Raw genomic sequence first — 19,342 nt, 5'->3', positions numbered from 1 at the left:
GAGCATCTTACGGAGAGTGGTCGTCCACGGGGACCCCCAATCCTTTTGCGAGATACCGGGGATGACCCGGTACTCTGGTCGTCGGCGCCCACCAGTAGCTGGTTGTTCTGGGCGGACGCCTTCTATTCGGGGCCTTAGCTCAGTTGGTAGAGCGCTGTCTTTGCATGGCAGATGTCAGGGGTTCGACTCCCCTAGGCTCCACCCCCGAAATGCCCTCTGAACTGCGAAAACGCGGTCCGGAGGGCATTTTTCGTCGACCCTGCCGAAATGCGCGCGGCCACGCCCCCTCAGGTGCGGAGGGTGCGTGGCCGGGCCGGGTGCATCTGTCGGTCGTGTCAGAGGTGGCTCAGAGGTCGAACTCGTGGGGCGGCAGGTCGAGGGCGAAGCAGGCCTCCCGTACGACGGCCTGTTCGGTCTTGTCGAAGTCGCCGTCCGCGCCGCCGATGACGATGCCGATCTGGATGACGGCACGGGCCTCGGCGGGCTTCTTCTTGGCCTTGGCGACCTCCTGGAGCACGCTCACCTTGCCGAAGGCGAAGTCGGCCGTCAGCTTGCCGATGTTCTCGTCGAACCGGCGGCGCAGATCGTCGGCGGGGAAGTTCTGCAGGACCTCGTTCGTGGCGATGAGCTGGGCCACGCGCTGCCGTTCCGCCGGGTCGATCGTGCCGTCGGCCGCGGCGACCAGCGCGCACATCGCCATGCTGGCGTCCCTGAACGCGCCGCTCTTCAAGTCGTTCTTCTTCGCCTCCAGTTGGGTCTGCATCGTCGATGCGGATTCCTTGATGCGGTCCCACAGGGCCATGAGAACTCCTTGGTGCGTCGCGTCGTTTCCGCTACTGCTTCTACGATCATGTAGAAGCTGTCAGCCGGTCTCCCCGGCCTCTCTGCCCATGCGGAGCGAGAGGTGTTGCAGCCCTCGGCACGGACGGCCGCTACCCCGCCCGGTAGTGCTTCCTGGGCCCCGATGGTGGGGCCAGCCACACCCCCGGTCGGGGAGTACGCGTCATCGTTTCCTTTAGCGCGCCACGGCATCGTTGAACCCGGTTGATCCCCGTGATCCCCAGAGGTCCACAGCCCACCGCCCGTAAGGAAACCGTCGTGAAGTCGCTGCTCCCGTCGAAGCCCAGGACGATGGGCGCGAGGCTGCGCGCCGAGGCGTCCGGGCCGGCCGTGACAACCACCGCCGCTCCCGGGCCGCTCGCCTCCTTCGCGCGGTTCGTCCTGTGCGGTGGTGGCGTCGGACTGCTCTCCAGTGGCGCGGTGGCGCTGCTCGCCGCGACGATGCCCTGGGCGCTGGCCAACGCGCTGATCACGGTCGCCTCGACCATCCTGTGCACCGAACTCCACGCCCGCTTCACCTTCGGCGCCGGCGGGCGCGCAGGATGGCGTCAGCACTGGCAGGCAGCGGGCTCGGCGACCGCGGCCTATGGCGTCACCTGCGTCGCGATGGTCTCCCTGCATCTGCTCCAGCCCTCGCCGGGCATGCTGACCGAGCAGATCGTCTACCTCAGCGCCTCCGGACTCGCCGGGATGGGCCGCTTCCTGGTCCTGCGCCTGTTCGTCTTCGCCGTCGGCCGGAACAAGCCGGTCCAGCGTGACATCCGCCGGGCACCGGCCCTGAAGGGCATCGGCTTTCCGACGGCGCGCACGCGACTGGCCGTCTCGGCCGTCTCGGCGGTCTCCTGACGAGGGGATCCCGTTGAAAGATCACCGCCGCCGATGTTTCACGTGAAACAGCGTCCCGTGGCGTTTCACGTGAAACATCGCTGTGGGGCGGGAAGCCTGAAAGCCTCCCGCCCCACAGCGATCTCACGAACGACACCACCTGTGAACCGTCAGCGGTGGTTCTCGTCGTCCTTTGCAGCCTCTGACTCGGCTTCCTTCACCTGGACCTCGGGATCCAGGACCGACTGGCCAGTGCCGTCCACGGACGTCAGACGGCCCGTCTCCGGAACCTCGGTCGCGGCGGGCGGCTCGACCAGCCAGTCGGGGTTGGCCTGCTTGTCCCACCACTTCCACGCGGCATAGGCGCCGCCGGCCAGGATGCCCACCACGGCCAGCCTCTTGGCGAGCCGGCCGGTCCGGGCCCGCCGCTGATGCTTGCGGGCCAGCTTCCTGATCTCCTGCGGTGTGATCTGGCCGCGCAGCGCGGCCAGTGCAGCGGCACCGCGCGCGGCGGCCTCCTCTCGTACGGGTCCGGCCGCCGCGACCGCGCGCTCCACGCGCGGCGCGGTGTAGTCGGCGGCCTGGCGGGCGGCCTTGGCGGTACGGACGGCGGCTTCATGGGCGGCATGGTCGACCTTCGGCGGCACATGCGTACGGGCCTGCTCCAGCCGCGGCGCGAGATGCGCGCCGTACTGGACACGAGCCTGTTCCGCAGCCTGGGACACCTTGGGCGCAAGCCGTACGCGTGCCTCGTGTGCGTACTGAGTGGCCCTGTCCTTGGCTGTGTCGGCGTAAGGCGCCACCACGTCCGCGGCGTGCAGGACGCTGTCCTTCGCCGAGCCGGTAGCGGCGCGCACGCTTTCAATGCGGGTCACGGGATCCTCCTCGTCGGTGGCGTACGGTTATCGACTCTCCACCCTTTTACGGATCATGCCCGGCAATACGCCGTGAGGCATGTGAGGGCGTGCATCCGGGTCATGAACGGCCGATCACACGGGGCTGCCGGCACCGAACAGATCACATGGGGCAACGGATGACGATCACATGCAATAGAGATGAATACAGGGCATCGGGAGCTTGTCGTCGACAATGCCACGGATCCCCGTCCCGCGCCCCTGTCCCGTGCCTACTCGGCCGGTTTTCTCCGGAGCGGCGGAGCGCAAGCGAAACTGCCGGATTCCCGCTCGGAAGAGGGTGCCGGGCGACGCACGGCGCGGACCGTGCGAGGATCTGAGGGTCACAAGAGGACAACGGAAGGCAGATCGTGGCTGAGCAGCTTTACGCCACCCTGAAGACCAACCAAGGCGACATCGAAGTCCGGCTCCTGCCGAACCACGCGCCCAAGACGGTCAGGAACTTTGTCGAGCTCGCCACCGGTGAGCGTGAGTGGACCAACCCGGCGACGGGTGAGAAGTCCAAGGACAAGCTCTACGACGGCACGGTCTTCCACCGGGTGATCAGCGGTTTCATGATTCAGGGCGGCGACCCGCTCGGCAACGGTACCGGCGGTCCCGGCTACCAGTTCGAGGACGAGTTCCACCCGGACCTCCGCTTCGACAAGCCGTACCTGCTGGCCATGGCCAACGCCGGACCGGGCACCAACGGCTCGCAGTTCTTCATCACCGTCTCTCCGACGGACTGGCTGACCCGCAAGCACAGCATCTTCGGCGAGGTCACCGACGCGGCCAGCCAGAAGATCGTGGACGCCATCGCGACGGCGTCGACCAACCCGCGCACCGACCGCCCGGTCAACGACGTCGTCATCGAGTCGGTCGTCGTCGAGACCCGCGAGGGCTGAGACCCGAGAGCCCTTCCCACCGGCTCTTTTCCCCGGGGACAACCGACCCCCACAGGGAACACGCAGGGAACCAAACGCCCCGCCCATCCGTAAGGATGAGCGGGGCGGTGCATTGCCCAGACGACGCATCGACGGCTCGACGGATTTGGGGGACCCCATGGATCAGGCGCCAGGCAGCCCGCCGGGACCACAGGACGCCCAGAGCCCGCCCACCTGTTACCGCCACCCGGACCGCGAGACAGGCATCCGCTGCACCCGCTGCGAACGCCCGATCTGCCCCGAGTGCATGGTCAGCGCCTCCGTCGGCTTCCAGTGCCCGGACTGCGTGCGCAACGGCTCCGGCACGGGACACGCGCCGGGCGCCACCACCCCCCGCACCCTCGCCGGCGGCACCATCACGGCCGACCCCCGGCTCCTCACCAAGATCCTCATCGGCCTCAACGTCGCCGCCTACGTGCTCCAGCTGTCGATCGGCGACAACTTCACGCAACGCTTCGAACTCATCGGCAGCGCCTACTACCAGGGCCTCGGCTCGGTGGAGGGTGTCGCGGAGGGGCAGTGGTACCGGCTGCTGACGTCGATGTTCCTGCACGGCAGCCTCATGCACATCATCTTCAACATGCTCAGCCTGTGGTGGATCGGCGGCCCCCTGGAAGCCGCCCTCGGCCGTGCCCGCTACCTCGCGCTGTATGTGGTCGCCGGCCTCGCAGGGAGTGCGCTGACGTATCTGATCGAGGCTCCGAACCAGCCCTCGCTCGGCGCCTCGGGTGCCATCTTCGGCCTGTTCGGCGCGACCGCCGTCCTGATGCGCCGCCTCAACTACGACATGCGGCCGATCCTCGCGCTGCTGGTGATCAACCTCATCTTCACCTTCGGGATGAGCAACATCGCCTGGCAGGCCCACATCGGCGGTCTGGTCGCCGGTGTCGTCATCGGCTACGCCATGGTCCACGCCCCGCGTGAGCGCCGGTCCCTGGTCCAGTACGGCGTCTGTGGAGTGGTCCTGGTCGCGGTGGTCGTCATGACCCTGATCCGCACGGGCCAGCTCCTCTAGCGGTTCGTCCAGCTCGTCCCACCTGTCACTGAGTGCCTGTTGTCCACAGTCCGTGGCGCTACCTGTGCACAGTGTGCGGGAACAGCTGTGCCCCCTGTCACCGACCGGAGTTTTCCCAGGTCAGGCAGGGGGCGAACAAGCTTGCGATTACCGGTCTGTCAGTCGTACCGGCGTCAACACTCGATGAGTTATCCACAGATCGTCGTCTTTTCCCCAGGCGGGGTGTGGAAATAGTTGCCTGGCTGTGGATAACTCAGTGGAAGGCCCTGGGCAGAGCCCTACTTCCACTGAGTGGAGACACCGAATCCGGCGGCGATGAAGCCGAAGCCCACCACGATGTTCCAGTTGTCCAGTGAGTCGATCGGCAGCGTGCCGTCGGTCACGTAGAACAGAACGATCCAGGCCAGGCCGATGAGGAACATGGCCAGCATGACCGGGGCGACCCAGCTGCGGCTGTTCAGTTTGATGGCCGTCGCCTGCTTGGCGGGCGGCGGCGTGTAGTCGGCCTTCTTGCGGATACGTGACTTCGGCACGAGGGTCTCTCCTGTCGATGCGCTGCGTGGCCGCGCAGGGAACTGGGTGGGGCTCCGGGGCAGCGTACAAGGGGACACTTAGTGCTCCCCCGGGCGTCCGTTAGCGTAGTGCTTCCGCGGCGCCGAAGGAGATAAGGGTACGTTGAGCAATTCTGCCGACTCTCCCGGGACGGGTGCCAGTCCCGCCCGTAACCGCCGATTCCGCCCGGTGCGGGTGCTCACCGTGGGGGTCTTCGCCCTCGCGGGGCTGATTTTCTTCACGAGCTTCGACACGGCCAAGGGCACCAACATCCGCACGGACGCCTCCCTGCTGAAGCTCTCGGACCTCATCCAGGACCGCAGTCACAAGAACGGCCGGCTCGACGAGTCCCTCGCGGCCCTGCGCGACGACGTCGAGGCACTCGCCGAACGCGACGACGGCAGCACCGAGGCCGAGGACGCCAAGCTGGCGGCGCTGGAGAAGGCAGCGGGCACCCAGAAGGTCAAGGGCGAGGCGCTCACGGTCACCCTCGACGACGCTCCGCCGAACGCGACCGCGAAGCTCCCCGGCTATCCCGAGCCGCAGCCCGACTATCTGGTCATCCACCAGCAGGATCTGCAGGCCGTGGTGAACGCCCTGTGGCAGGGCGGGGCCAAGGGCATCAAGGTCATGGACCAGCGCCTGATCTCCACCAGCGCGGTCCGCTGTGTGGGCAACACCCTGATCCTCCAGGGTCGCGTCTACTCACCCCCGTACAAGATCACGGCGATCGGCGACCCGGAGAAGCTGAGGAGCGCGCTCACGGCGTCCAAGGCGATCCAGAACTACATGGTGTACGTCAACGTCTACGGGCTCGGCTGGCAGGTCGACGAGGACGGGACGGTGACTCTGCCCGGCTACTCGGGCACAGTGGACCTGCACTACGCGAAGCCTGTGGAGTAGCTGGAACAGCAGCTGCAGCAGCCGGTAGCTCACCGCTGGGGGGCCTGTGTCGGGGCGCGTGATCATCAGGACGGTCAGCGAACTGTGCGTCACGGTGGGCACGGTGATCGTGCTCTTCGTCGTGTACGTGCTGTTCTGGACGGGCGTGAAGGCCGACACCGTCATGGACGACCAGATCCACCTGTTGCGGGAACAGTGGTCGAAGGACACGGGTACGCAGGCGCCGGCGCAGACGACGCCCAACCCCGGGAGCACCCCGAACTCGACCGGCCCCAGGCCTCCGGGGCCCTACACCTCGGGCAAGCCCTTCGCGATCATGTACATCCCGCGGCTCGGTTTCACGTGGAACAAGCCCGTGCTCGAAGGCACGAGGACGAACACCCTGAAGAAGGGCCTCGGCCACTACGCCACCACCGCGCGGCTCGGCCAGAAGGGCAACTTCTCGGTCGCCGGTCACCGGCGTACGTACGGCGATCCGTTCAAGGACTTCCCGAGGCTGCGCCGGGGGGACGCGGTGGTGCTGACGGACGGGACGACGTGGTTCACGTACCGGATCGACAAAGGCCCCTACAAAACCGTGCCCACGGACATTGAGGTGATCGATCCTGTGCCACGTAAGAGCGGGTACACGCGTTCGGGTCGCTATCTCACGCTGACCACGTGCGATCCGGAGTGGGGACACAGTCATCGGCTGATCGTCTGGGCGCACCTGGATTCCACACAGCCTGTGGAGGCCGGGAAACCTGCGGCGCTGCGCCGTTAATCTGGTGAGGTACGGCGTGAGTCCGGTGCCGCGAGTCGGGTGCCGTGGGCGACGGAAGGGACGGCATGTACGGCTGGATCTGGCGGCATCTGCCGGGGAACGCGTGGGTGAAGGCGTTGTTCTCCCTCGTGCTGGCGCTGGCGGTTGTCTACGTGCTCTTCCAGTACGTCTTCCCGTGGGCCGAACCTCTCCTCCCCTTCAACGATGTGACGGTGAACGACCAGTGAGCGCACGGATTCTCGTCGTCGACAACTACGACAGCTTCGTCTTCAACCTGGTCCAGTACCTGTACCAGCTGGGCGCCGAGTGCGAGGTGCTGCGCAACGACGAGGTGTCGACGGCGCACGCGCAGGACGGCTTCGACGGGGTGCTGCTGTCGCCGGGCCCGGGTACGCCCGAGGAGGCCGGCGTCTGCATCGAGATGGTCCGCCACTGCGCGGCCACCGGGGTGCCGGTGTTCGGTGTCTGTCTGGGCATGCAGTCGATGCAGGTGGCGTACGGCGGTGTGGTGGACCGTGCGCCCGAGCTGCTGCACGGCAAGACGTCTCTTGTGGAACACGGGGGGCGGGGTGTCTTCGCGGGTCTGCCGAGCCCCTTCACGGCGACCCGCTACCACTCCCTGGCGGCGGAGCCGGACACGGTGCCGGCCGAGCTCGAAGTGACCGCCCGTACGCACGACGGCATCGTCATGGGCCTCAGGCACCGGGAGCTCCCGGTCGAGGGGGTGCAGTTCCACCCCGAGTCGGTGCTGACGGAGCACGGTCACCTGATGCTGGCCAACTGGTTGGTGGAGTGCGGTGACCGGGGTGCTGTGGCGAGGTCGGCGGGGCTCGCCCCGGTGGTGGGCAGGGCCTCGGCGTGACCGCCGTGCGCCCCGAGCGCGAGTCCGGCTCCGCGTACGGCGGAGACACCGGCGACCAGGGAACCTCGTACGGGCAGCAGCAGCCGTACGAGGCGCCGGGCGCGTTCGAGGCGGCGGTGGACGGCCTGGCGGACCCGCTGAGCGACCCGTTGCCGGGGCAGCGGAACGATCCTCCCGCGCCGCCGGCCCGCGCGCGGAGTCGGCGGAGCAGGCGCAGTCATGCGCGGCCCTACGACGCCTCGGCCGAGCGCGGGGCGACGGAGCACCGGGACCCCGGACCCGAGTCGGGGTACGACTCGCGGGGGTACGCGCAGGACTGGCAGGTGGGGGTGTACGAGGAGCAGGGGCCCCACGCGCCCGCCGAGGCTTCTCCGGTGACGCCTGCCGCGCCCCCTGCCCCCGTTCCTCCCGTGGTTCCTTCGGTTCCTTCGGTGGGTTTCCCGCCCGTCGACCAGGAGACGGTGGCGCTGCGGCTGGCGGATCTGCCTGCCGATCTGCGTCCCGAGGCCCCGCGAATAGGTGACGGGGGCTCGATGTCGGCGTCCCCGGGCGCCTCAGGGTCCGCAGGCGCCTCTGGGAGCCCTTCGGCGGCCGGTGGTCGCGCAGCGCGCCGGAAGGCCGCCAAGGCCCGCCACGGGCGCTCTGAGGGCCCGCAGGAGGCGTCCGAGGGTGTGGCCGCCGAGACGGCGGCGGAGGGGGCGCCCCTCTCACGGGTCGCGGCGCGGCAGGCGGCGCGGGCGCAGAAGCCGGGCATGGCGGTGATGGCGAGCCGGGCGGTCGGTGAGGTGTTCATCACCACCGGCGTACTGATGCTGCTGTTCGTGACCTACCAGCTGTGGTGGACGAACGTACGGGCGCACGCGCAGGCCGGGAACGAGGCGAGCAGCCTCCAGGACGACTGGGCGAGCGGGAAGCGTGAGCCGGGGGTGTTCGAGCCCGGTCAGGGCTTCGCCATCCTGGACATCCCCAAGCTGGACGTGGTGGTGCCGATCGCGGAGGGCATCGACAAGAAGAGGGTGCTGGACCGGGGCATGGTCGGCCACTACGCGGAGGGCGGCCTCAACACGGCGATGCCGTCCGCGGCGACCGGCAACTTCGGGCTCGCGGGGCACCGCAACACGCACGGCGAGCCGTTCCGGTACATCAACCGGTTGAAGAAGGGCGACGCGATCGTCGTGGAGACGCAGGACAAGTACTACGTCTACAAGATGGAAGCGATCCTGCCGGTCACGCCGCCGAGCAACACGAGCGTGCTGGACCCGATTCCGAACGGCTCGGGTTTCACCAAGCCCGGCCGCTACATCACCCTCACGACATGCACGCCGGAGTTCACGAGCAAGTACCGGATGATCGTGTGGGGCAAGATGGTCGAGGAACGGCCGCGCAGCAAGGGCAAGCCGGATGCGTTGCTGCAGTAGCGGTGACGGTGGCGGGCTCGTGCAGTAGCAGTTAGGGCGGATGAAGAGTGGCAGCGACGACGGACCACGACGAGCAGACCGCAGACGCCCCGGTTTCCCCGTCGCAGGTCCGCCCGCGGGGGCCGGTCGGCAAACTGGCCACCGCGGTGAGCCTTTTCGGTGAACTCCTCATCACGGCGGGCCTGGTGCTCGGCCTGTTCGTCGCGTACTCGCTCTGGTGGACGAACGTCGTCGCGGACCGCGAGGCGAACAAACAGGGCGACGAGGTACGCGACCACTGGGCCGGCTCGGACACGGGCCCCGCCGCGTTCGACACCAAGGACGGCATCGGCTTCCTGCACGTCCCGGCGATGAGGAACGGCGAGGTCCTGGTCAAGAAGGGCACGTCGTCGAAGGTCCTGAACAACGGTGTCGCCGGCTACTACGTGGACCCGATCAAGTCGGCGCTCCCCCAGGCCAAGCAGGGCAACTTCACACTCGCGGCCCACCGGGACGGCCACGGCGCCAAGTTCCACAACATCGACAAGCTGAAGAAGGGCGACCCGATCGTCTTCGAGACGAAGAACGACTGGTACGTCTACAAGGTCTACGACACCCTTCCGGAGACCTCGAAGTACAACGTCCAGGTCCTGTCCGCGATCCCGAAGGAGTCGGGCAAGAAGAAGCCCGGCCGCTACATCACGCTGACGACCTGCACGCCGGTGTTCACGTCGGAGTACCGGTACATCGTGTGGGGGGAGCTGGTGCGGGTGGAGAAGGTCGATGCGGAGCGGACGGTGCCGAAGGAGTTGCGGTGAGGTGACAGCCCTTCTGAAAGGAGGGCTGTCCTTTAGCATGACGGAGGCCCGGAGCCGCAACTTTGACTTGCGGCTCCGGGCCCCTTGTGTCACGTCGTGTCTACTCCAGGACCTTCAGCGGTTCCCCGGCGCCCCACCCTTCAAGTACCCCGCGGTGTACGGCGGTGATCCCGGCTGCGGACGCGATGTTCAGCGCCTCTGGAGTGAAGGGGCAGGTTGCCACGTAGAGCGCGACTTCCGCGCTGTGCAGCACCTTGGCCGAGCCGACGAACTTCTGGACGTCGGGGCTGGTGATGTTGAGGTAGGGCGCGAACCGCTTGCACTGGACGACGAGGCGTCGTCCGTCGGCTGTGAGCGCGATGATGTCGACGCCCCGGTCTCCGTGACCGCCCTGTACGACGACGTTCGTACAGCCGTCGCGGCGCAGCAGTTTGGCGACGTGGTGCTCGAACGTGCGGCCGTTCATGGCGTCCATGGCGGCCATGACTCCGATGGCGGGCCGGTCGTCCCGTGTCCCTTCGAGCCGCTGCAGCCGTGCGTGGTGCTGGTGGAGCCGTCGTTCGACGCGCTGGACTCCGGCGCGCAGGGCGATCAGTTCCTTGCGGTGCTCGCCCGATGTTTCGATCAGGGCGTTGAACATGGGGACGACGGTCTTGCCGAGGATGTGGGTGATGCGCTGGTCGATGCGGTCGTCGAGGGAAGCCTCGTCCTTCTGGACAGGGTTGTCCACAGGCTGGGTGCGTGTCAGGGACTCCAGGTCCAGGAGGTACACACGTACCTGACGGGCCACCTCGCTGTCCCGCAAGAGCATTGCCGCGTTGAGCACGGCTCGGCGGGACCAAAGGGCCAGGCTGGAGCGAGGTTGTGGATGACTCTCTGGATAGAGAGACAACGTGTCTCCCTTAAATTGCGCGAGGTCTTCGCCGCGGAGGATCCGCAGGCCGTTGGCCGTCGGCTCGTCCCGGTGCCGTTGCGCCATTCGATTGACGGCCCGCTCTGCGACCTCGAAGTACGCTGCCACCATCGCTGTCGTCACATGCATCCCGTCCGGCAGCAGTGACAGCGCCTTCACCCTGTCGAGCACGTCCGTCCGGTCCAGCGCACTGTCGCGGAGCGCCTTCGACTCCAGCAGAGCCGTTTCGTTGATCACGTTCTGTTTCTCCTCAACTCGTCGGGTTTTCCTCACCCGTCCAACGAGTCCAGGCATATGACGTTCTGGTCGGATTTCGTACACGGGTATGAGTGAGCCCCGGCGCCTTTCGCAGGTGCCGGGGCTCGCTCAGGTGACAAGCGGCGTCAGCCGAAGATGCCGCCGTTGTCGTTGTCGCCGTTGTCGCCGTTGTTTCCGCCGTTGTTGCCGTTGCCGAAGCCGACGCTCTGGAGCGTGATCTGGGTGCTCCCCGGGTCGTCCACCTCGGTGCCCTGGCCCGGGTCCTGGCCGGTGACGAACGCGGTGTCGCTCTGGTCGCTGCCCTGGCTGAACTGGATATTGGTGAAGCCGGCCGCCTGGAGGGTCTGCTTGGCCTGTCCCACGGTCTGTCCGACGACGTTCGGGACCTTGACCTTCTGCTCCTCGGCCTTCTTGCCGATCTGGATGGACACCTTCGACCCAGGGTCGGCCTCGGTGTTGGCCGAGGGCGCGGTCGCGATGACCTTGCCGTTCTGGTTGTCGTCGTCGGTCGGGATCTCCGTGCACTCGCCGACGAGGCCGTTGGCCTGCATCTGCTGCTTGGCGGTGTCGCAGTCCTGGCCGATGACGTCAGGGACCGTCGACTTCTCCTCCTCCTTGGCGACGGTGAGGGTGATCGTCGTACCCTTCTCCACCTCGGCGCCGAACTTCAGGGACTGTTCCAGGACGGTCCCCGGGTTCTCGGGAGATTCCTTGGTCACCGTCTTGACGTCGAGTTGGTACTCGTCGCCCTCAAGCTTCTTCGTCGCTGCGTCGACATTGTCACCGAGCACGCTCGGCACGACCACCTTCGGCGCCCCGGTGGACAACACCAGCGCGATGGTGTCGCCCTTCTTCACGTCAACGCCGGCATCCGGAGTCTGATCGCAGATGTTGCCCTTGGGCTCGTCCTCGCAGGCCTTCTCCGTGAACGTCAGCTTCAGTTCGACGTTCACGGCCGCCTTCTCCGCGTCGGCCTTGGTCTGGCTGACGAAGTTGGGGTTCGTGATGGCGCTGTCGTTCACAGCCTGCCCGTCGAACACCCACTTGCCGATCAGGATCGCGCCGATCAGCACCAGCGCGCCCGCCACGGCCAGCAGGATCGTCGAGGTGTTCGACTTCTTCGGCTGGCGGCGTCGGGAGCGGTCGTCGTAGCCGAAGCCGCCGTCGTCCGGGCTCATCGGGGGGAGCATGGTGGTCGCGCCGGCGTCGGAACGCAGGGCGGTGGTGGCCTGGTCGTCGGGGTAGCCGTAGCCGCCGTAGCCGACCGAGCTCATGGCGTGCGCGGCGGCGACGGGCTGGCCGTCGAGGCAGGCCTCGATGTCGGCGCGCATCTCGTCGGCGGACTGGTAGCGGTAGTCAGGGTCCTTGACCAGGGCCTTCAGGACGATGGCGTCCATCTCGGGCGTGATCTCGGGGTCGAACACCGACGGGGGCTGCGGTTCCTCCCGGACGTGCTGGTACGCGACCGCGACCGGGGAGTCCCCGATGAACGGCGGGCGGACCGTCAGCAGTTCGTAGAGGAGGCAGCCGGAGGAGTACAGGTCGCTTCGTGCGTCGACCTGTTCGCCCTTCGCCTGTTCCGGCGAGAGGTACTGGGCTGTTCCTATGACCGCGGACGTCTGCGTCATCGTCATGCCGGAGTCGCCCATCGCACGGGCGATGCCGAAGTCCATGACCTTGACCTGGCCGTTGCGCGTGAGCATCACGTTGGCCGGTTTGATGTCGCGGTGGACGATGCCGCTTCTGTGGGAGTACTCCAACGCCTGGAGGATCCCGATGGTCATCTCCAGTGTCCGCTCGGGCAGCAGCTTGCGGCCCGAGTGGAGGAGCTCGCGGAGGGTGGAGCCGTCCACGTACTCCATGACGATGTACGGGATGGACGTCCCGTCGATGTAGTCCTCGCCGGTGTCGTACACGGCGACGATCGCGGGGTGGTTGAGCGAGGCGGCCGACTGGGCCTCCCGGCGGAACCGGGCCTGGAAGGAAGGGTCGCGCGCGAGGTCGGCGCGCAACGTCTTCACTGCCACGGTGCGGCCCAGGCGGGTGTCATGCGCGAGGTATACCTCCGCCATGCCACCACGGCCGAGCACGTGACCCAGCTCGTACCGGCCGCCGAGGCGACGCGGCTCTTCCATGCTTCCTACCAGCCCTCTCCGTCGGTCCCGACCGCACCTGTGTGTGGTCCGGCGGTGTGCCGTCCGGGCCTACGGTACCCGGGTTCATTTGTGTGACCTGGCCAAGCCCGTCAGCCGATACCGGACCGGTATCGCAACGTGCACCGATGTGAAGGGGACGTGACGGGGCTCACTGCTTGCTGTTGATGACCGCCTCCATCACGCTCTTGGCGATGGGCGCGGCCAGACCGCCGCCGGAGATGTTGTCGCGGATGGCCTCCTCGTCCTGGACCACGACCGCCACGGCGACCGGTGAGCTGCCGTCGGCGAGCTTGGCGTAGGAGATGAACCAGGCGTACGGCTTCTCGCTGTTGTCGACGCCGTGCTGAGCGGTGCCGGTCTTGCCGCCGACGGTGACGCCGCTGATCTGGGCCTTCTTGCCGGTGCCGTCCTTGACGACCGTCTCCATCATCGACTGGAGGGTCTGGGCGTTCTTCGAGGACAGCGGCTGGCTCATCTCCTCGGGCTCGGTCTGTTCGAGCACGTCGAGGTTGGGGGCCTGGAGCTTGTCGACCATGTACGGCTTCATCAGCTTGCCGTCGTTGGCGATCGCGGAGGCGACCATGGCCATCTGCAGCGGGGTCGTCGCGGTCTCGAACTGGCCGATCGAGCTGAGCGCGGTCTGCGGCTTGTCCATCTTCTCGGGGAAGTTGGAGGCGCTGGAACGGACCGGGACGAACTGCTCGGAGTTGAAGCCGAACTTCTTGGCCTCTTCGAGCATCTTGTCCTTGCCGACGTCGACGCCCATCTTGCCGAAGACGGTGTTGCAGGACCACTGGAGAGCGACGCGCATGGTCGCGTTCTTGCAGGGGATGGTCCCCTCGTTCTTCAGCTCGGTCGTGGTGTCCGGCAGGGTGTAGGGGAGCGGTGAGTCCGTCTTCTCGTCGGCGTCCGTGTACAGGCCGCTTTCGAGAGCCGCCGCCGCCGTCACGACCTTGAAGGTGGAGCCGGGCGGGTAGATGTCGCGCAGGGCCCGGTTGAGCATGGGCTCGTCGGGGTTGGCCTTCTTCTGGAGCTTCTGCCAGGCTTCCGCGTCCGCCTGCGAGTTCCCCGCGAAGACCGAGGGGTCGTACGAGGGGAAGGAAGCCAGGGCCAGGATCGCGCCGGTCGACGGGTCGATGGCGGCCACCGCTCCCTTGCCGCGGCCCTTGAGACCGTCGTACGCGGCTTTCTGGGCGGCGGCGTTGAGGGTGGTGACGACGTTGCCGCCCTGCTTCTTCTTGCCCGTGATCATGTCGAGGGTGTTGCGGAAGAAGAGCCGGTCGTCGTTGCCGGTGAGGATGCCGTCGTCGATGGACTCCAGCTGCGTCGCGCCGAACGCCTGCGAGGCGTAGCCCGTGACGGGCGCCCACATGGGGCCGTCCTTGTAGGTGCGCTTGTACTCGAAGTCGCTGCTGTTGGACGTGGAGGAGCCGGTGATCGACTTGCCGTCGACGATGATGTCGCCGCGGGGCGTGGCGTACCGCTCGATGGCGACGCGGCGGTTGAGCGGGTCGTCCTTGAGATCGTCGGCCCGGACGTACTGGAGCCAGTTGTCGCGGACGAGCAGGGCGAACACGAGGAGTCCGCAGAAGATGGCGATCCGGCGCAGGGGCTTGTTCACGGTCGGACCACCTGGGTCATCTCGGCGTCGGGGTTGGGCGCGGGGGCCGGGGCGGGACGGCGTGCGGTGTCGCTGATTCTGAGCAGGATGCCGATGAGGGCCCAGTTGGCGATGACGGAGGAACCGCCGTACGCCAGGAAGGGCATCGTCATACCGGTCAGCGGGATCAGGCCCATGACGCCGCCGGCGACGACGAAGACCTGGAGGGCGAAGGCGCCGGACAGGCCGATGGCCAGCAGCTTGCCGAAGGGGTCGCGGGCGGCGAGGGCGGTGCGTACGCCGCGTTCCACGATCAGCCCGTAGAGGAGCAGGATCGCCATGACTCCGGCCAGGCCGAGTTCCTCGCCGAAGGTGGCGAGGATGAAGTCGGAGTTGGCGGCGAAGCCGATGAGGTCGGAGTTGCCCTGGCCGAGGCCGGTGCCGAGGGTGCCGCCGGAGCCGAAGGCCCACAGGGCCTGCATGGACTGCTCGGTGTGGCCGGGGACGCCCTTCTGGCTGAGCAGGTATTCGTTCATCGGGTCGAGCCATGCCTCGACGCGCTGCTGGACGTGCGTCTCGAAGCTGGCGACGCCGACCGCGCCCGCTGCCGACATCAGCAGACCGAAGACGATCCAGCTGGTCCGCTCTGTGGCGACGTACAGCATGATGATGAACATTCCGAAGAACAGCAGCGACGTACCGAGGTCGGTCTCGAACACCAGGATGAGGATCGAGATGATCCAGACGACGATGATCGGACCGAGGTCGCGGCCACGCGGCAGGTACAGGCCCATGAATCGGCGGCTGGCGAGGGCGAGCGCGTCGCGCTTCACCATCAGGTAGCCGGCGAAGAAGATCGCGAGGGCGATCTTCGCGAACTCGCCGGGCTGGACGGTGCCCAGGCCGGGGATCTTGATCCAGATCCTGGCGCCGAAGATGTCGACACCGAGGCCGGGGACGAGCGGCAGGACCAGCAGGACGATCGCGCCGGCCATGGAGATGTAGGTGTAGCGCTGCAGGATGCGGTGGTCCTTGAGGAGGACCAGCACCGCCACGAACAGGGCGACACCCAGTGCGGAGTACAGGAGTTGGCGGGGTGCCGCCTCGACGAACGTGCTCCGCAGCTGGAGCCGCTTGGACTGGTCCAGCCGCCAGATGACGACCAGGCCGACGCCGTTGAGCAGCGTGGCCAGCGGCAGCAGCAGTGGGTCGGCGTACGGGGCGAACTTGCGTACGACGACGTGGCCGACGCCGGCGATCAGGCCGAGGCCGAGGCCGTAGCTGAGGAGGCCGGTCGGGACCTTGTCGTCGATGGCCAGGCCCACGTTGACGTAGGCGAAGACCGGGATGACGACGGAGAACACCAGCAGGGCCAGTTCGGTGTTGCGCCGGCTCGGGGTGCCGATCGCGCCGATCGTGGACGTGTGGTGTTGCGAGGTGTTCGTTGTACTGCTCATCGTATGAAGAGGCCCCTCACGGCTTGCCTACTGCTTACCGCACAGCGAGACCAGCTTCTGCTCTTCCTCGGAGAGGCTGGGGCCGGGTGTGGGAGTGGGTGCGGTTGTGGACGGGGACGCCGATCCGGACGGCGTCGGGCTCGGCGTTGCCTTGGACGCGGCGGCGGTACGGGTGGTTCCCGTGGTGCCTCCGGCCTCGCCCTCGCCGGTCTTGGCGTTGTTCGCGTTGTCGGCCGCGCGCCGTGCCTCCTGCTTCTTGCAGGCGGAGGCCTGGGTGGCCAGTTCGGAGATCTTCGACTGGGCGTCCTTGAGGCCGCCCTCCGCGATGGTGGCCCTGACCTGCTTCTGCTGGTACGAGGGCAGGTATTTGAGTTCGATCTCGGGGTGGTCCTTCTGGACCTTCGAGAGCGACACCCAGGCGAGGTCCTGGCTGATGCCCCGGTACAGCGCGACGTGCTCGTCACTGGCGCCGACGTAGTACTGGGTCTGGGTCCAGCGGTAGCCGCCGTACAGGCCGCCGCCGATGACGGCGAGGGCGAGCGTGATGTAGAGGGTTCTCTTGAACCACCTGCGGCCGGCGCTGGGTTTGACGAAGTCCTCGTCGGTGTAGCCGTCGAAGCCGCCGGTCTGGATGTAGCCGGTGGTGTCGCCGGAGCCGGGCGGGCCGAACTCGCCGCCACCGCCACCGTGTGCGGGCCGCTGCCGGCCGAGCCCGGAGGCGCGTCCGGCGGGTGTCTGCATGGCGCCGCCGTCGTGCAGGTTGTGCTGGTTCTCGGCGACCGCGCCGACCACGACGGGTACGTCGGACAGCTGCCCGGCGAGGGTGTCCCCGGTGTCGAGGTCCAGGACGTCGGCGACGATCACGGTGATGTTGTCGGGGCCGCCGCCGCGCAGCGCCAGCTCGATGAGCTGCTGCACGGTTTCCTGGGGGCCCTGGTAGCTGGCGAGGGTGTCCTCCATGGTCTGGTGGGACACGACCCCGCTCAGCCCGTCGGAGCAGATCAGGTACCGGTCGCCGGCCCGGACCTCACGGATGGAGAGGTCGGGTTCGACGTGGTCGCCGCTGCCCAGCGCGCGCATGAGGAGCGAGCGCTGCGGGTGGGTGGTGGCCTCTTCCTCGGTGATGCGTCCCTCGTCGACGAGGCGCTGCACCCAGGTGTGGTCCTGCGTGATCTGGGTGAGGACGCCGTCCCGGAGGAGGTAGGCACGCGAGTCGCCCACGTGGACGAGGCCGAGGCGCTGGCCCGTCCACAGGAGGGCGGTGAGCGTGGTGCCCATGCCCTCCAGCTGGGGGTCCTCCTCGACCATCATCCGCAGCTGGTCGTTGGCCCGCTGTACGGCGGTGCCGAGCGAGGTGAGGATGTCGGAGCCGGGGACGTCGTCGTCGAGGGCGACGATGGTGGAGATCACCTCGGAGGAGGCGACCTCACCGGCGGCCTGGCCGCCCATGCCGTCGGCGATCGCGAGGAGGCGGGGACCGGCGTAGCCGGAGTCCTCGTTGCCCTCGCGGATCATGCCTTTGTGCGATCCGGCGGCGAAGCGCAGTGACAGACTCATGCGCACCTCGCCTGTCGGCTCCGGGTACATCCGCACGGTGCCCACCCTCCGGTCGTGAGCGCGCCGGGGCCCTTCGCGTGGACCGCCGCTGCGTGCTCGCTCCGCTCGCGCTCATTCATGATGTAGCACTACTTCCGCAGCTCGATGACGGTCTTGCCGATGCGGATCGGCGCGCCCAGCGGAATCGGTGTGGGAGTCGTCAATCGGGTCCGGTCGAGATAGGTGCCGTTGGTGGACCCGAGGTCCTCGACGATCCACTGGCCGTCCCGGTCCGGGTAGATCCTGGCATGCCTGCTGGAGGCGTAGTCGTCGTCCAGCACGATGGTCGAGTCGTGGGCCCGGCCGAGCGTGACCGTCTGCCCCTGGAGGGCGACGGTGGTGCCCGTCAGGGTGCCCTCGGAGACGACGAGTTTGCTGGGTGCGCCCCGCCGCTGCCTGCCGCCGCCGGACGGCTGCTGCTGGCGTTGCTGCGGTGGCGCGGCGGCCTGTCGGGCAGCGGCCTGCTGCTGGCGGCCGCTGTCACGCCTCGACCCGCGCTGTGTGACGCGCGTACCGAACAGATCGCTGCGGATGACCTGCACGGCCACGATCACGAACAGCCACAGTACGGCCAGGAAACCCAGCCGCATGACCGTGAGGGTCAGCTCTGACATTGCCCCCGCTTCACCCTTCGGCTTGCCGGTAAATGATGGTGGTACTGCCCACGACGATCCGCGAGCCGTCGCGGAGCGTAGCGCGGGTGGTGTGTGTCCCGTCCACCACGATGCCGTTGGTGGACCCGAGATCCTGGATCGTCGGGGGCGTTCCTGGCCGGATCTCACAGTGCCGGCGCGAGACGCCGGGGTCGTCGATCCGCACGTCGGCCTCGGTGCTGCGGCCCAGTACCAGGGTCGGGCCGGAGATCTGGTGGCGGGCGCCGTTGATCTCGACCCAGCACCGCATCCGGCCCGCGCCCGCGGTCGGCCGCTGCCCCATGGGCGGACCCGCCGGGGCGGCGCCGGGGCGTCCGCCGGGCGGCGGTGCGGCCGGCATCGGGGGTGCCGGGGCGGCGGGCGGATAGCCGTAACCGCCCGCGGCGGGACGGCCCATCGGCGACACCGCGGGAGCGGCGGCGCCAGGACCGGGACCACCGGGGGCCTGCTGGTTGGTGGAGGAGGCGAGCGTACGGCTGCGCACCCGGTACAGACCGGTGTCCAGGTCGTCGGCCTTCTCCAGATGCACCTTGACGTTGCCCATGAAGGTGTATCGCTGCTGCTTGGCGTAGTCCCGCACCATCCCGGCGAGCTCGTCGCCGAGCTGTCCGGAGTAGGGGCTGAGGCGGTCGAAGTCCGGCGTGCTCAGCTCGACGATGAAGTCGTTGGGTACGACGGTCCGGTCGCGGTTCCAGATGGTCGCGTTGTTGTCGCACTCGCGCTGCAGCGCACCCGCGATCTCCACGGGCTGGACCTCGGACTTGAACACTTTGGCGAAGGTGCCGTTGACCAGACCTTCGAGACGCTGCTCGAACTTCTTCAGGACTCCCATGGGGCACCTCCTCCAGGTTGCTGCTCTTGTCTGAGCCTTGCGTGCCTTGCCTGTCGTGCTCGGTA

19 protein-coding genes and 1 tRNA gene are annotated in these 19,342 nt (G+C 67.8%); 10 read left to right on the top strand and 10 right to left on the bottom strand.

What is annotated here, in order from left to right; genetic code table 11:
• Window positions 1–128 precede the first annotated feature (128 nt).
• Window positions 129–201, top strand: a tRNA-Ala gene (locus IEY89_RS23795).
• A 145-nt stretch (window positions 202–346) separates the two neighbouring features.
• Here the strand turns inward: IEY89_RS23795 and IEY89_RS23790 are convergent.
• On the bottom strand, window positions 347–802 hold the full coding sequence (locus IEY89_RS23790; protein WP_189149495.1) for a tellurite resistance TerB family protein: 456 nt from the start codon (window positions 800–802) through the stop codon (window positions 347–349).
• 329 nt (window positions 803–1,131) lie between these two features.
• On the opposite strand from IEY89_RS23790, the gene IEY89_RS23785 reads away from it, so the two are divergent.
• On the top strand, window positions 1,132–1,686 hold the full coding sequence (locus tag IEY89_RS23785; RefSeq protein WP_189149523.1) for a GtrA domain-containing protein: 555 nt from the start codon (window positions 1,132–1,134) through the stop codon (window positions 1,684–1,686).
• A 149-nt stretch (window positions 1,687–1,835) separates the two neighbouring features.
• Here the strand turns inward: IEY89_RS23785 and IEY89_RS23780 are convergent, their stop codons facing one another.
• A complete protein-coding gene (locus tag IEY89_RS23780) occupies window positions 1,836–2,540 on the bottom strand; it encodes a DUF5324 family protein (protein WP_189149494.1) in 705 nt (234 codons plus the stop codon).
• 389 nt (window positions 2,541–2,929) lie between these two features.
• Between IEY89_RS23780 and IEY89_RS23775 the strand changes: the two genes are divergently transcribed.
• Together IEY89_RS23775 and IEY89_RS23770 are read left to right on the top strand one after the other, a co-directional pair.
• Entirely contained in the window at window positions 2,930–3,463 is a 534-nt protein-coding gene (locus IEY89_RS23775; protein WP_189149493.1) for a peptidylprolyl isomerase, read from the top strand.
• 157 nt (window positions 3,464–3,620) lie between these two features.
• Window positions 3,621–4,517: a rhomboid family intramembrane serine protease gene (locus IEY89_RS23770; RefSeq protein WP_189149492.1), complete on the top strand. Its 897-nt coding sequence runs from the start codon at window positions 3,621–3,623 to the stop codon at window positions 4,515–4,517.
• 278 nt (window positions 4,518–4,795) lie between these two features.
• Here the strand turns inward: IEY89_RS23770 and crgA are convergent, their stop codons facing one another.
• Window positions 4,796–5,050, bottom strand: coding sequence for a cell division protein CrgA (gene crgA / locus IEY89_RS23765; protein ID WP_189149491.1), 255 nt, complete (start codon window positions 5,048–5,050; stop codon window positions 4,796–4,798).
• Window positions 5,051–5,192: 142 nt separating this feature from the next.
• Between crgA and IEY89_RS23760 the strand changes: the two genes are divergently transcribed.
• Genes IEY89_RS23760 through IEY89_RS23735 form a run of 6 tightly spaced genes read left to right on the top strand, consistent with a single transcriptional unit; the run spans window position 5,193 to window position 9,812 of the window.
• Complete coding sequence (locus IEY89_RS23760; protein WP_189149490.1) at window positions 5,193–5,972, top strand: DUF881 domain-containing protein; 780 nt, start codon at window positions 5,193–5,195, stop codon at window positions 5,970–5,972.
• A gap of 46 nt (window positions 5,973–6,018) precedes the next feature.
• Window positions 6,019–6,735, top strand: a complete 717-nt coding sequence (locus IEY89_RS23755) for a class E sortase (RefSeq protein WP_189149489.1) — start codon at window positions 6,019–6,021, stop codon at window positions 6,733–6,735.
• Window positions 6,736–6,779: 44 nt separating this feature from the next.
• Entirely contained in the window at window positions 6,780–6,962 is a 183-nt protein-coding gene (locus IEY89_RS23750) for a hypothetical protein (protein ID WP_189149527.1), read from the top strand.
• Window positions 6,959–7,597: an aminodeoxychorismate/anthranilate synthase component II gene (locus IEY89_RS23745; protein WP_189149488.1), complete on the top strand. Its 639-nt coding sequence runs from the start codon at window positions 6,959–6,961 to the stop codon at window positions 7,595–7,597. The genes IEY89_RS23750 and IEY89_RS23745 overlap by 4 nt, the downstream gene beginning before the upstream one ends.
• Window positions 7,594–9,015: a class E sortase gene (locus tag IEY89_RS23740; RefSeq protein WP_189149487.1), complete on the top strand. Its 1,422-nt coding sequence runs from the start codon at window positions 7,594–7,596 to the stop codon at window positions 9,013–9,015. Before IEY89_RS23745 ends, IEY89_RS23740 begins: the two co-directional genes overlap by 4 nt.
• A gap of 47 nt (window positions 9,016–9,062) precedes the next feature.
• On the top strand, window positions 9,063–9,812 hold the full coding sequence (locus tag IEY89_RS23735; protein WP_189149486.1) for a class E sortase: 750 nt from the start codon (window positions 9,063–9,065) through the stop codon (window positions 9,810–9,812).
• 100 nt (window positions 9,813–9,912) lie between these two features.
• On the opposite strand, the gene IEY89_RS23730 is transcribed toward IEY89_RS23735, so the two are convergent.
• The 7 genes from IEY89_RS23730 to IEY89_RS23700 all read right to left on the bottom strand — a co-directional run bounded on the left by IEY89_RS23730 (window position 9,913) and on the right by IEY89_RS23700 (window position 19,277).
• Entirely contained in the window at window positions 9,913–10,962 is a 1,050-nt protein-coding gene (locus IEY89_RS23730) for a restriction endonuclease (protein ID WP_189149485.1), read from the bottom strand.
• Between the two features lie 146 nt (window positions 10,963–11,108).
• Window positions 11,109–13,118 carry a Stk1 family PASTA domain-containing Ser/Thr kinase gene (gene pknB, locus IEY89_RS23725; RefSeq protein WP_189149484.1) on the bottom strand — a complete coding sequence of 670 codons (2,010 nt, stop codon included), beginning with the start codon at window positions 13,116–13,118 and terminating at the stop codon, window positions 11,109–11,111.
• Window positions 13,119–13,287: 169 nt separating this feature from the next.
• Entirely contained in the window at window positions 13,288–14,760 is a 1,473-nt protein-coding gene (locus IEY89_RS23720; RefSeq protein ID WP_189149483.1) for a peptidoglycan D,D-transpeptidase FtsI family protein, read from the bottom strand.
• Window positions 14,757–16,196, bottom strand: a complete 1,440-nt coding sequence (locus tag IEY89_RS23715) for an FtsW/RodA/SpoVE family cell cycle protein (protein ID WP_189149482.1) — start codon at window positions 16,194–16,196, stop codon at window positions 14,757–14,759. The genes IEY89_RS23720 and IEY89_RS23715 overlap by 4 nt, the downstream gene beginning before the upstream one ends.
• A gap of 27 nt (window positions 16,197–16,223) precedes the next feature.
• Window positions 16,224–17,753 carry a Stp1/IreP family PP2C-type Ser/Thr phosphatase gene (locus IEY89_RS23710; protein WP_189149481.1) on the bottom strand — a complete coding sequence of 510 codons (1,530 nt, stop codon included), beginning with the start codon at window positions 17,751–17,753 and terminating at the stop codon, window positions 16,224–16,226.
• Between the two features lie 128 nt (window positions 17,754–17,881).
• Entirely contained in the window at window positions 17,882–18,406 is a 525-nt protein-coding gene (locus IEY89_RS23705) for an FHA domain-containing protein FhaB/FipA (protein ID WP_164315837.1), read from the bottom strand.
• Window positions 18,407–18,416: 10 nt separating this feature from the next.
• On the bottom strand, window positions 18,417–19,277 hold the full coding sequence (locus IEY89_RS23700) for an FHA domain-containing protein (RefSeq protein WP_189149480.1): 861 nt from the start codon (window positions 19,275–19,277) through the stop codon (window positions 18,417–18,419).
• Window positions 19,278–19,342: the final 65 nt, after the last annotated feature.

The sequence above is a fragment of the Streptomyces lacrimifluminis genome (assembly GCF_014646095.1).
In the GTDB taxonomy this organism is placed as follows: domain Bacteria; phylum Actinomycetota; class Actinomycetes; order Streptomycetales; family Streptomycetaceae; genus Streptomyces; species Streptomyces lacrimifluminis.
The sequence above is the reverse complement of the archived record's forward strand: the minus strand, read 5'-3'. Positions and strand labels throughout refer to the sequence as shown.